Origin of the sequence: Clostridium hydrogenum, assembly GCF_021432385.1 — a bacterium.
Classification (GTDB): domain Bacteria; phylum Bacillota; class Clostridia; order Clostridiales; family Clostridiaceae; genus Clostridium_S; species Clostridium_S hydrogenum.
Window position 1 is genome coordinate 540,882 of the sequence record NZ_JAEACT010000002.1, and the last position, 12,648, is coordinate 553,529.

General features: G+C 28.2%; 14 protein-coding genes and 1 riboswitch. All 14 genes read right to left on the minus strand.

The genetic code is table 11. The annotated features are described in order from the left end of the window. Positions 1-3: 3 nt before the first annotated feature. Entirely contained in the window at positions 4-1,200 is a 1,197-nt protein-coding gene (locus tag CUEA01_RS02510) for a zinc metalloprotease (protein ID WP_234117555.1), read from the minus strand. Beyond that, positions 1,200-2,606: a radical SAM/SPASM domain-containing protein gene (locus CUEA01_RS02515; RefSeq protein WP_234117556.1), complete on the minus strand. Its 1,407-nt coding sequence runs from the start codon at positions 2,604-2,606 to the stop codon at positions 1,200-1,202. Before CUEA01_RS02515 ends, CUEA01_RS02510 begins: the two co-directional genes overlap by 1 nt. A gap of 102 nt (positions 2,607-2,708) precedes the next feature. Then, entirely contained in the window at positions 2,709-2,843 is a 135-nt protein-coding gene (locus CUEA01_RS24830; protein ID WP_268906135.1) for a hypothetical protein, read from the minus strand. 140 nt (positions 2,844-2,983) lie between these two features. Then, a complete protein-coding gene (locus tag CUEA01_RS24835; RefSeq protein WP_268906136.1) occupies positions 2,984-3,118 on the minus strand; it encodes a hypothetical protein in 135 nt (44 codons plus the stop codon). 49 nt (positions 3,119-3,167) lie between these two features. Next, positions 3,168-3,302, minus strand: a complete 135-nt coding sequence (locus CUEA01_RS24840) for a hypothetical protein (protein WP_268906137.1) — start codon at positions 3,300-3,302, stop codon at positions 3,168-3,170. An 84-nt stretch (positions 3,303-3,386) separates the two neighbouring features. Continuing rightward, positions 3,387-3,521 carry a hypothetical protein gene (locus tag CUEA01_RS24845; protein ID WP_268906138.1) on the minus strand — a complete coding sequence of 45 codons (135 nt, stop codon included), beginning with the start codon at positions 3,519-3,521 and terminating at the stop codon, positions 3,387-3,389. A gap of 79 nt (positions 3,522-3,600) precedes the next feature. Then, positions 3,601-4,689, minus strand: a complete 1,089-nt coding sequence (locus CUEA01_RS02520; protein WP_234117557.1) for a hypothetical protein — start codon at positions 4,687-4,689, stop codon at positions 3,601-3,603. A 47-nt stretch (positions 4,690-4,736) separates the two neighbouring features. Further along, positions 4,737-7,076: a beta-ketoacyl-[acyl-carrier-protein] synthase family protein gene (locus tag CUEA01_RS02525; protein ID WP_234117558.1), complete on the minus strand. Its 2,340-nt coding sequence runs from the start codon at positions 7,074-7,076 to the stop codon at positions 4,737-4,739. A gap of 17 nt (positions 7,077-7,093) precedes the next feature. Next, a complete protein-coding gene (locus CUEA01_RS02530; RefSeq protein ID WP_234117559.1) occupies positions 7,094-7,351 on the minus strand; it encodes an acyl carrier protein in 258 nt (85 codons plus the stop codon). Positions 7,352-7,728: 377 nt separating this feature from the next. Next, positions 7,729-8,337: an NUDIX hydrolase gene (locus tag CUEA01_RS02535; protein WP_234117560.1), complete on the minus strand. Its 609-nt coding sequence runs from the start codon at positions 8,335-8,337 to the stop codon at positions 7,729-7,731. An 83-nt stretch (positions 8,338-8,420) separates the two neighbouring features. Further along, positions 8,421-9,851, minus strand: a complete 1,431-nt coding sequence (locus tag CUEA01_RS02540; RefSeq protein ID WP_234117561.1) for a sensor histidine kinase — start codon at positions 9,849-9,851, stop codon at positions 8,421-8,423. After that, positions 9,852-10,508 carry a response regulator transcription factor gene (locus CUEA01_RS02545; protein ID WP_234117562.1) on the minus strand — a complete coding sequence of 219 codons (657 nt, stop codon included), beginning with the start codon at positions 10,506-10,508 and terminating at the stop codon, positions 9,852-9,854. Between the two features lie 87 nt (positions 10,509-10,595). Then, positions 10,596-11,342, minus strand: coding sequence for a hypothetical protein (locus CUEA01_RS02550; protein WP_234117563.1), 747 nt, complete (start codon positions 11,340-11,342; stop codon positions 10,596-10,598). 153 nt (positions 11,343-11,495) lie between these two features. Then, complete coding sequence (gene dapA, locus CUEA01_RS02555; RefSeq protein ID WP_234117564.1) at positions 11,496-12,356, minus strand: 4-hydroxy-tetrahydrodipicolinate synthase; 861 nt, start codon at positions 12,354-12,356, stop codon at positions 11,496-11,498. 105 nt (positions 12,357-12,461) lie between these two features. Then, positions 12,462-12,638: riboswitch (Lysine riboswitch) on the minus strand. Positions 12,639-12,648: the final 10 nt, after the last annotated feature.

Sequence of the window (12,648 nt, forward strand, 5' to 3'; positions counted from 1 at the left end):
CTTTTATGCTTGTTGTTTATTTTTAACACCCTTTAATTTCTTAAGTATATCTACTATGCCTATACAAGGCAGCACAGTTACTATTGCAACAAAAATTTTTGTAAAAATTGAGTGTGCATCATACCAAGCTAAAAATATCCATCTAGCCATAAATAAAAACATATAAGCTATAGCTATTAAACTAGCTATAAAATATATAAAATATACTCTTCTCTCCTTTTTGCTTATCTTATAAGCTTTATTCTTAAAGAACATATATTTAATTATATATGTTCTTACGTTGAATTTATTTAAAAGAATGGAAAATAAAAAATACCCATCAGTTAATGAAAATGGACTTAAATTAGTTACAATAGCAATAAAATTACTTATAGCTACTATCTTACACATATCTCTAAAATTAGAGTCAATCCCTCCAAGCGATGCAATCCCTAAACTTACAAATGCAATAGCTAAATTTGTAACTAAACCAGCCATAACTATCTGTATTTTCTCAACATTTTTAAGTGTATTAATTCCCTTTACTTTAATATAAACAATAGGCATACATCCACTATATAAATTAAATGAAACTTTGTAAACGTCCTTTCCTAATGACAATGCAACAATAATATGTGATAATTCATGGGCTATTAATGAAAATCCTGACATAATTGTTAGATAAATAAATCCAGCTGAAGCAGAATTATTATACTTATACAATTGTTTTGTATTTCCCAAATCTAAAACATTGAAATTATTTATAGCAACTATAATACTAAAAAAAATCAATATACTATATAAAGCTATAAATAATTTCTTTATAGCTTTAGCTATTTCCTTTATTTTTTTGCTTTGAGGTTTCAGTATAACTTTAACTATCTCCTTTGACATAATATCAATTTCATTACTTATAATTCCACGCTGTTCATTTTCAATAAACCCATTATTCACTAATATCTTATAAAAGGCGCCAATATCTACTTTGCATTTTAATTCATCTTCAACTTTTGATTGCACATTGCTTAATGTACTACTTCCATCAAATAACTTTATTATTCTTTGTACATATTTCAATTTATTTTTTGGTATCTTTATATATTTCTCCTTGTCCTCGCAAGCTAATACATAATACTCTTGTTTTCCAAATATGGACTTATCCTCGATTATCTTATAGTCACTTACAAATTTAGGTTTAGCCTCTAAACTACTAGCCTCCATTAATTATCAACTCTCTCTAAACTTTTTTTATAATACTCGTAACTATTGAAATTTGCCTCTGAAAAATTAATTGATAACTTTTTTACATTCTTACTAAAGTTTTTATACTCCTCTTTATTTGTAACAAGTTTAACAAGGTTTAATATTACCCTTTCAGTTATAACCCTTTGAACAGCACATCTTGATTCTATTACACTTTTTTTATTTCCATTAAACAAAAGTGAACTTCCTTCACACCATAATGTACATACTCTATTGCAGAAACATTTTTTACATTTTTCTATCTCCGAACGATCTACCTTTTTAAATTCGTTCATTTTATCTTTTATATTTGATTCATTATCAAAAATTGATGATATTTTGTCTTTTTTAGCTTCATAATACATTTGGCATGGATAAAACACTCCATCTATAGTATAAAATAATGACTCCTTACCTGCTGTACAGTATTTAGCTTTTCTTTTTGTTACTATATTTATAATTATATTCAAAATTGTAATCGGAACTGTCATACATTTTTCTTCATCCTGTAACATTTCAAAACAATAATCAACCATATCATAATAAAATGTTCTTATATTTCTTTCAAATTCTGTAGGTAACTCATTCACATTATTGTAATCAGCTATATATGTAGATACATTCTGAGCCCCTAGTTCATAAAAATTATTAAAATATTCATTTATACTTCCGGCATTATATGTTCTTAAAAATGCCTCTCCCACCGTAGACTCTACCTCAAAAGTATATCCTCTATCTCTTAGCAATTTTAAGTTATTTAAAACTGTATCATAAGATCCTCTACCATCCTTAAATACTCTCATAGAATCATGACATTCCTTATTTGCATCCATGCTAATAGTCACAAGAACACTATGTTCAATTATAAACTCAACAATTTCATTTGTAAGTAATGTACCATTTGTAATTACACTAAATAGTGGCTGAGTAATGTTCTTTTGTCTACAAACATCTTCTGCATAACATATAAATTTTTCTATCTCACTAAATCCAATTAATGGTTCTCCGCCAAAAAAATTAATTACCTTTACACCATCAGGATAATTATTTAGAATAAATTCAAAAATCTTCTTATAATCATCAAATACCATTACTTTGTTGCCTTTTCTATCATAAGTACCAGCATTTGCAAAACAGTACTTACAAGCCAAATTACAAGTTTCTGATGAACATATTATAAGATGTTTTAACCAAGTTCTATCAATAACATTATTGGGAGTAACCATATCTTTTATTTTATCATTCTTAAAAACTTCTTTAATTTTTAAATTTATTTCATCTGGTTTACTACTATATAAAGCGATACTTGACGTTTCTGCATTATATAATATTTTTGTATTTTCATCCCTATCAATTACGTATACATTATCATACATCTTGTTCATTAACTTTTCCCCCTATGATATTTATTTTTTATATCCTTTTTAATATCGAGAAGCACTGCCAACAAAATTAATTGCTAGCAAGTGCTAAAGGTTATATATTAACTAGCAGCAGTGATAGCCACCAAAAGAAAATCCACTTACAACTTCTTCAATCTCACTAAGATCATCAAATGAGACCATTTCTAAATTTTCTTCATCTAATATTTTGTTTTCATTTTCTCTTTCATTCTTTATCATAATAAACCCTCCCCTCTTATCTGATTATTTGTTTATAATCTTATTACCTTGTAAAGAACCATATGTTTATTTATTCATATTATTCAAATATATGTCATACAAGGTTAAAATTTTTTTATTATTTTCCTAACTAATCTTAATTAGCAACAGTGATAGCCACCAAAAGAAAATCCACTTACAACCTCTTCAATCTCACTAAGATCATCAAATGTAACCATTTCTAAATTTTCTTCATTTAATATTTTGTTTTCATTTTTCTCTTCATTTTTTGTCATAATAAAACGCTCCTTTAATCTTTTAATTTACCATATTAACTATTCTAAATTAGCAACAATATTGAGTTCCTGCAGAAAATCCACTTACAACCTCTTCCATTTCACTGAGATCATCAAATGTAACCATTTCTAAATTTTCTTCACTTAATACCTTGTTTTCATTTTCTTTTTCATTTTTCATCATAATAAAACACCCCTTTTAATTTTTTTAATATATAATAAACTCAATCAAAAATTATTAAAACTTTGTTATATTATCTATTGTTAACTAACAACAATATTGACTTCCTGCAGAAAATCCGCTTACAACTTCTTCCATTTCGCTAAGATCATCAAATGTAACCATTTCTAAATTTTCTTCACTTAATACCTTGTTTTCATTTTCTTCATTATTCATCATCATTGCAAATCCCCCCCCTTCAAATTTTATAATTTCAATTAACTATTTAGTTTTACATTTATTTATTGATTGAATTTATATCTTAATTTGTGACTATGGAATTAACTTTTTTCATAATTTCAGCCTCTATTTTGGAAACTTCCTCTAGTCTAATAATCAAATCTTTTAGAAATGAAATTTTGCATCCAATGTAATTTTTATTATTATATAGTTTTCTAATTATATATCTCCATTTGATACTTAAATCCATCATTTTTTGTGCTTCAATAACTAACTCATCACTTTTAATATCCTTTCCAAACATTATTAATGCCTTTGCTATCTCTTCTCTTTCAAAAGTGCTTGTCCCTATTATTAATCCTTTTCTAAGGATTTTTGATTGTAATGTAAAAATTTTACTTGTTATATCCTCCTTATTGGTATATCTTTTAATCATATCTATAAATTCATTAAGATATTCTATTATATACTTATATGCATTTTTACCACTTGTGAAATAAACATTATCACAATATTGTGTTAACTTGCTTTCCTTTGAATAGTTATCAGAAAATATAGCTATTTGCCTTAATATCAGTGTTCTTAATTTATCCTTATCCAATGACATTTTACTGTTTTTTTCAATTATAAATGCTCGTCCACTTGGCGACATTGGATATATTTTACTTTGCCTACTTCTTTTAAAATCCTCATAATCTACACTTATATATTCCTCAGTACTTGCAAGTGAACTCAATATTAGCTTTTCTTCTAAAACCCCTATTACTATTCCAGAAGATATATTGCTAATTCTTGCACTATTTTTTTTATATCTATCTAACATCTCACTAGTATCGAAATAATAAACTACAGTTTGTTTATTAGAAACATATTCTTTAATTTTCTCAAGTGAATCTGTATTTTCCTTATCTAATTCAAAAACATTAAAACCTAATGATTTCAAAACATATATTTCAACCTCCTCATCACCAGGAAATATCTGGCACAAGTTTAGTTTGTTATAATTCTTTATTAAAAAGAAATTTATAATATTATTTAGACTTAATAACAATATATATTCAAAGCTTACTTCTTCATTTTTTAACCTTAGTAAATCGTAGATACATTTAATTCTACAATGCCTATTTCTTTCATGTATGCCTTTATACTTATAAAGTAATGAATCTTCCACTATACTCCCTCCAATTTTTTGCACGAAAGTATTTTTTTATTAAAAATCTATAATTTGCATTTTTTTAATATAACCGCACTATATGAGTGAGGATATGAGTAACTAGTAATCAAAATATTATTTATATCTGTTTTTAAACCTCTACAATAGTAAATACTATTTTCATACAACTTATTTTCCCCACGCAATACCAATGCAGCATGTGCTATTTGCATTGAACTTGTTGCCGCTCGTCCTTCTCCTAAAATATCCTTAATTGAAATGATAGAAATATCGTTAAAAATATTCTTATAAATTTTTAGCTCCATCTCATCTATATTCTTATGCCCATTTGCAAGCCCCACAATAGCCCCTATATCACAAGGATTTAATTTACACCGTTGTAATGCCATACTTATTGCGTACTTTAATCCTTCGCCATCATAATTAATTTTTGAAGAATCATTATACATGCCATATCCCAAAACTTCAGCGTACTTCCTTCCATTTCTCTTATTGACGCTTTCTTCTGATTCTAAAACTATACTCCCAGCACCTTCAGTGATTTCAAAACCATTATTTCTAAAGCTATCTGTTACTGAATTTTTATCATAGTTTGCCATATCATATGCTTTTTTTATGGTATCATTTATTTCATCTACCCCAGAAGCTATTATGCATTGGCTTCTATTTAGCTTTATTAAGTCATAGGAATAACAGAAACTATGAATTCCACTTTCTATACCATTTACTAATGTCGCTGTATATCCTTTTGCTTTTGTTATCATTGATAAATACCCTGCTGCGGTATTATATGATATACTTGGAAATAAAATTGCACTTGTGCCTTTAGTTCCCTTTTGTATAATTTGCTTTATATAACTTTCAATTGTATTTATGGGTCCATCGCTTGTACCGACTATTATACCTACATCTTCTAATTGATTAAAATCAATTTTCGCATCACTTATTGCATTTATCCCTGAAACAGTTAACATCTTTGAAAATCTATCCATTCTTCTTAAATACTTACTCTTAATACAATCAAATTTTTTTAAATTCTGCTCAAAATTTTCCATTTCATTTATATGCTTATCACCGTTTCTTTTTGTAAAAAAATCTATGTAGCTATCCTTACCTATTCCAAGGCAATTTACCATACCAATTCCAGTTATAAATACTCTCGGTTGATTTAATTCCTCCGCTTTATATGAATTTACTTTCCTAGAAAATATAACAGACGAATTAACTCCACCAAAAGCTAACGAATTAGACATTATATTATTTGTATTATACTTAATAAACTTATTAGGAATAAAATCCATATTATAATTTTGATTATTTTTATCAAAATTCATAGTTGGCGGTAATACATTATTCTCCATAGATTTTATTGATATTATCGCTTCTAATATGCCTGCTGCACCAAGGCAATGCCCTATCATCGATTTAGTTGAGCTTATCTTTATGGAATTTAATTTTTTTGCAAACAGTTTTTCATAACATCTTTTTTCAGTTGTGTCATTTAAATACGTTCCAGTTCCATGTGCATTTACATAATCTATATCACTAGCATTTAATTTTGACATGTTTAAAGCAGACTCCATTGCTTTTAATTGAGTTTCTCCTGATGGTTCAGGTGATGTTACATGATATGCATCGCTTGTAGTTCCATATCCTAATACTTCACAATACATCTTTGCATTTCTTTTATTTGCATGCTCCAAAGATTCTACTATAATTATTCCTGCCCCTTCTCCTAATGTTAACCCATCACTTTTTGAAAATGGTGAACATTCATTACTAGATAATGCTTTTAAAGCATGGAATCCTGAAAACTGAGTATTACTAAGTGCATCAGCTCCACCTACAATCATTACATCGACATTTCCTCTTTTAATCAAATCACATCCATATGCAATACTTATATTGGAAGATGCACACGCATCTGCAATACTTTCTACAGGACCACATATTTCAAAATATTCCGATATTTTTTCAGCAATATTTCTTATGCTGATTTTATCAATATCACTTTTAAAAATTTCCTTGCCCTTATCAATTTTTCTTAGGACGGTTTCACGTGAGTTCATTCCGCCCATGCAACTTCCTATAGCTATTCCTATTCTGCTTTTATCCAATTCACATATGTTTAACTGTGAATCCTCAATTGCCTCTATACATGCTTTTAAGGCCATCATTGTTGTATTATTTAATTCTTCTCTGATTTTAGAATGAAATTCGAAATTATCAATTTCAGCTCCTACCATTGTATAACATCCATCAGTATTAACCTTGCTTAATTTTTTAAAACCAACTTTTCCATTTACTGTATTTAAAAAAGTATCATTTACATTTTCTCCATTACAGCATGTACACCCCATACCAGTTACAACACATCTAATCATTTCCATCACCACTCAGCTTAATTGATTTTAGTAATAATTAAATTAGCCAAGTCTCGTATACATTTAATAGATTTCTCATCATCACTTGTAATTGTAATTCCAAACATATCTTCAGCAGTTGATGTTATTTCAATTATGTCTAGCGAATCTAATTCTAATCCTCCATCAAAAAATTCTTGATCATATGTTAATCTTTCGGCATCAATATCTAGTTTTAACTTTTCAATTATTTCTTTCTTTAGCTTTGCACAAATATCCTCTTGACTATATTTCATCATTTATCCCCACTTTCATTTTTATTATATTCCCACAATAATATTTAACTTTTGTTAAAATACTAATTTACGTTTAGAATCGTACAATTAGCATATTTTTTGATTTTAACAACCAATATGTAATATATTAAAATTATTATTTTACAATTCCTTATTTGTATTATACTTCCAATTAACTTTATATTCAATACTTTTTTGTATTATTTTGCCAAATATATTTTTCTAACTATCAAGTTTCTGTAAATATAAAGCAAAAACACCTTAATTCATACTTTTTAAGTATAAATTAAGGTGTTTTTATTAAATTTAGGTATAACACAAAAAGTGTAAATACATTTTTAATTATATATTTTAAATTATTTGCTACAAATGTTGAGTTACCTAAAAAGTTTTTCCCCAATCTCTACAAAGGCTTGGAACATTATAAACGCCCTCATATCCATTTTCACATCTTCTTTTAATAACTTTTTAACTTCATCTTGCGAAAGTAGCATTACTTCAATGTCCTCATCTTCCTCAAGAAACTCATTAGATACAGTTCCCTTGCAAGTGCAGAAAACTATTGCTGCTGATTCATCTGTCATACCTGCTGAGGCATAAACCTTCTTTTTAGTTTTTTCATGATTTATTTCAATAAGTTCAAGTCCTGTTTCTTCTTTCAATTCTCTTGCAGCTGCAACATCAAAACTCTCATTTCCATCAACAAGTCCTGCTGGAAGCTCATATACATAATCATTTAAAGGAACCCTAAATTGTCTTACACATACTATTTTTTTACTTTCAACATGAAGTGCAGCAATTATTGCAGCATCGACTCTCTCCTCTGCCCCTTCAAAATATTGTTTTTTAAGTGTTTCATAATCTTTTCTTGAAGCAATTGTCCAATGCTTTAAACTTCCCATTTTATTTTCATATTCTGCATCATAAAGACTCAAAAATTTTGATCCTGCCATGGTTGTTAACTTCTTTATTTTATTTTCTTTCATATGTATCACCCTCATTTTCAAAAAAATCATCCACATTCATACTATATATTTTAGCATAAATGTGGATAAGTATGCTTTTATATTTAATTTTCGTTTAAGAATCTTATAGCAATCCTTGTCCCTTTATTAACTTCACTTTCAACTTCAAGTTTAGCATTGTGAATCTTAGAAATTTGTGCACATATTGAAAGTCCAAGTCCTGAGCCATTATTACTTCTATCTCTTGATTTATCAACCATATAAAAGGGCTCAAAAATCTTATTTATATCTTCCTTTGGAATTCCAATTCCGTTATCTGCTATTTCAATAACAGGAGATTCCTTAACATATGCTCTTATATATATTTCACCATCATCTTGAGACGCCTTTATTGCATTATCCACAAGATTTGTTATTAAAATTATTATAAGCTCCCTATCCATGTTTATACATAAATCTTGTGCCTTAATTATTAGCTTAATATTTTTACTTTTTAATTTAGGTGTAATTAAAGCCTGTACCTCTCGAAGAAGCTCTTGTACTCTTTCCATTTTCATTATAGGCTTTTCTTCTCTTAATACAATCAAATCTCTAAGCTTTAAAGAAAGTTTTTGTAACCTTTTTCCTTCTTTATATATGTACGTTAAACATTTTATATGTGTTTCTTCATCATATTTATCAGTTGTTCTTAAAAAATCAGCATATCCAATTATTGAAGTAAGCGGTGTTTTAAGCTCATGTGATAAATCATCTATAAATCTTTGCTTATCCTCTGAAATTCTCTCAAGCTCATTTATCTTATCTTCTATTACCTGTGCCATACAATTAAAATTTATTGATAAATTACTAATTTCATCATGTGATTTAATTTTGACCCTTTCAGAAAAATCCCCACTGGATATTTTTTTTGTAGATTTAACAAGCTCATCTATAGGCCTAATTATAATTTTACTAAGCAATATCATAACTACAGCTAAAATCAAACATATTGCTATATTGGCCTTTATTAAAACATTATATAAGTACTTTCCATCTTCATATGCTTGCGAAATTTCCTTTACATATGTAATTTTATAAATATTTTTATTTAAATTAATTTTTTTATTTACAAACAAATATGTATGTTTATTTATATCATGTATAAAGTAACTATAACTATTAAATGAAATATTCCATATACTTTTATTACTTATAATTTTCTCTTTAAAATTGGTGAATATAGTTTTGTTATTTTTATCACTTATGTACAAATATACATTTCTATCATTAAAGTAACTTGCATAAGCACATACCATAGAATCTATACTTTTCTTATCCACCTTCAAATCATCACTAGGTGGATTTTTTTTATCTTCAAAAAACTTAATTGAAAGTTTTATAGAATCACAAAATTTATTTTCTTCAATCATACCTATATTTATTTCGTTTTGTAAATTACGTTCAAAGCTTCTATGTATTAAATACATGCTTGATGATACAAAAAATACTTCAAAAACTATTAAAGTACATAAAAATATCTTCTCCCAAAGTTTCATTTATTCCTCCAGCTTATATCCTAATCCAAACACTGTTTTTATATCATCCTTTAAATTCAATTTTTTTCTAATACGTTGGATATGGCTATCTATGGTTCTTGTTTCACCTATATAGTCATACCCCCATATCTTTTCTAGCAATCTTTCTCTTGTAAGTACAATATTCTTATTTTGCACTAAAATTAAAATAAGCTCAAACTCCTTAAGTGTAAGTTTTACAAAGTCTCCATTTTGTTTCACAGTTCTTTCTTGCAAATTAATTTCTATATACTTATACCTAAGTATATTTTCCACTTTATTATAATGCCTAAGTACATTTTCAATTCTTGCAAGCAGTTCAACACCTTCAAAAGGCTTTGTCATGTAATCATCGGCACCCATTTTTAACCCATATACCTTATCTGCGATTGAATCCTTTGCTGTTAAAAAAATACTAGGAATGTTATACCCCTTAATTTTTTTAAACAAAGTAAATCCATCTACCTTTGGCAGCATTACATCTATAATCGCCAAATCAAAGGTTTCTTCTTCGATCATATCCAAAGCCTCTTTGCCATTATATGCTTGTCTACTATCATAGTTTGACATACTTAAATTTAGCTTTATTAAATCAGAAATTGGGACATCATCTTCAACTATTAATATTTTCATTATCAATCCTTCTTCCTAAAATAAATAAATGTAAAACTTGAAATTAATTTATACCAAAATGCTGTCTTTCAAACATTTTGGTATAAATTAATTTTAGTTTAAAAACTTTTTATTTAAAGATTCTCCGTAGCCATTTACCGTATAATTTAATATATTAACCTGTACCCACTTAGTTACACCATCAGGATAATCAACATATGCAGCACTATATGGAACTACTGCACAAGTATCTGGTCCACCAGTTCTTATGCCTGTGTAATTTGTATCAAAGCCTTTATCTTTTAAAAATTGTGCAATTACACTTTTAACCCTATTATCATCATATTTGCCCTTTAACCTTCTATCTATATTATTGTAAACTTCCGCATCTCTAACTTTACCATCTCTTAAAGAAATAGCAACTTTAGCACTAGCATCAATATAATCTGGTAGTGAAGAATCATTAGGCTTACAAAATTCTAAAGTAACAGGCGTATTAAATCCTTTTTTTATCAATTCATCAGTATTATCTACTCCATTATTAAAATCCTTTGGCCAATAAAACGTTACTTGAGTAATTCCTTCCTTATCAAGATCTACGCCATATATATTTTTTATAGTCTGTTTGGCAATTGCTATGGCCTTGTCACTAGTCATATTAAAACCCTTACTAGCACTAGTATTAGTTGCTGCTGCTATCGTACTCTGATTCTGACTTTGATTTTTTACAGTTTGAGTTTCTACCTTAACAACATCCTTAGTTGACTGTGTTGCATTTTGACTTGCAAAAGCAATTACGGATGTACTAATCGTAATTACAAATGCTGCAGTTAACGTTCCAAATATCTTTTTCTTATTCATAATTAATCCCTCCATAAACTAATTTTTTATAGAATTATCTTCTATAAACATAATTATCAGTTCATGATGTATAAAATCTTTGCTTAAAATGTGTTTAAAATGTAAAATATCCACATTCATACTATTTATTTTAGCACAAATGTGGATAACTATTTATAGAATGTTATTTATTTTTTTAGCTAATTCGTCTGATATTTCAACTAAAGGCAATCTAACTTCTGGCGATTTTATTAAACCAAGCTTACTTAAGCAGTACTTAATTGGAGCTGGATTAGGTTCTTCAAACAACAATGGTATTATAGGCGCTACTTTCTTCCAAATTTCAAATGCACCTTCGTGGTCGTTTTGCTTAGCTTTATTAAATATTTCTACATACTTCTCTGCATTGAGATGTGCTGAAGCCATTATTCCACCATCTCCACCAAGCATTAATGTGCTGTAGAAAAATGCATCTTCTCCTGTTAATATTGAAAAATCCTTTGGTCTATTAAGTAAAAGGTCTGTTGTTTGATTAAAATCTCCGCAAGCATCCTTTATACCAACTATATTTTTGAGTTCTGCAAGCTTTCTTACAGTATCATTTTCAATATTTCTGCCAGTTCTATAAGGTATGTTATAAAGGACTATATCCAAAGCTGTAGACTCAGATATCCTCTTAAAGTGTTCATATATACCCTTCTGGCTAGGTCTATTGTAATATGGACATACCGATAATATTCCTTGAATTTTATATTTTTCAAACATTTTAATACTCTTTGCCATTTTTTCTGTATTGTTTCCCCCAAAGCCAATATACAATGGCACTTTATTTTCAGTATATTCTACTGTTTTTTCAAGTATACTTTCATATTCATACTCTGATAATGTTGGGGTTTCTCCTGTAGTTGCAAGCGGCATAAGTCCTGAAACACCCTTACTTGTATAGTTCTGTATCAATTTTTTATAGGAAGCAAAATCTACTTCCCCATTTTCAAAAGGAGTAATAATTGGTAATAAAACGCCTTCAATTTTCATATATATCCACCTTTCTTCTACCTGGGCTAAAAATATTCACATGAAAAGTAACAGCAAAGGAACACCCTTGCTGTTACTATTATATTCAATATTAACAATACGCGTGTACCTTGTAGCTCTCCACTATATAAATATTTCAAGTGACAGTCCTGCATATATTCTATACAAAACCAGAAGGCACCCTTGCCAGAATGCTTTCTTCGGCTGTAATTCCTTTTCTTGTCCATCACTGCCCGCTGGCTAAAGACAAGTACTTATAATTGCAGCACCTCTACCCTAGGTAAAATTCATT

Excerpts from the sequence above, each read along its gene's own strand:
- CUEA01_RS02510 (WP_234117555.1), bottom strand. The coding sequence starts at position 1,200 with ATGGAGGCTAGTAGTTTAGAGGCTAAACCTAAATTTGTAAGTGACTAT.
- CUEA01_RS02515 (WP_234117556.1), bottom strand. The coding sequence starts at position 2,606 with ATGAACAAGATGTATGATAATGTATACGTAATTGATAGGGATGAAAAT.
- CUEA01_RS24830 (WP_268906135.1), bottom strand. The coding sequence starts at position 2,843 with ATGATAAAGAATGAAAGAGAAAATGAAAACAAAATATTAGATGAAGAA.
- CUEA01_RS24835 (WP_268906136.1), bottom strand. The coding sequence starts at position 3,118 with ATGACAAAAAATGAAGAGAAAAATGAAAACAAAATATTAAATGAAGAA.
- CUEA01_RS24840 (WP_268906137.1), bottom strand. The coding sequence starts at position 3,302 with ATGATGAAAAATGAAAAAGAAAATGAAAACAAGGTATTAAGTGAAGAA.
- CUEA01_RS24845 (WP_268906138.1), bottom strand. The coding sequence starts at position 3,521 with ATGATGATGAATAATGAAGAAAATGAAAACAAGGTATTAAGTGAAGAA.
- CUEA01_RS02525 (WP_234117558.1), bottom strand. The coding sequence starts at position 7,076 with ATGATTAGATGTGTTGTAACTGGTATGGGGTGTACATGCTGTAATGGA.
- CUEA01_RS02530 (WP_234117559.1), bottom strand. The coding sequence starts at position 7,351 with ATGAAATATAGTCAAGAGGATATTTGTGCAAAGCTAAAGAAAGAAATA.
- CUEA01_RS02535 (WP_234117560.1), bottom strand. The coding sequence starts at position 8,337 with ATGAAAGAAAATAAAATAAAGAAGTTAACAACCATGGCAGGATCAAAA.
- CUEA01_RS02540 (WP_234117561.1), bottom strand. The coding sequence starts at position 9,851 with ATGAAACTTTGGGAGAAGATATTTTTATGTACTTTAATAGTTTTTGAA.
- CUEA01_RS02550 (WP_234117563.1), bottom strand. The coding sequence starts at position 11,342 with ATGAATAAGAAAAAGATATTTGGAACGTTAACTGCAGCATTTGTAATT.
- dapA (WP_234117564.1), bottom strand. The coding sequence starts at position 12,356 with ATGAAAATTGAAGGCGTTTTATTACCAATTATTACTCCTTTTGAAAAT.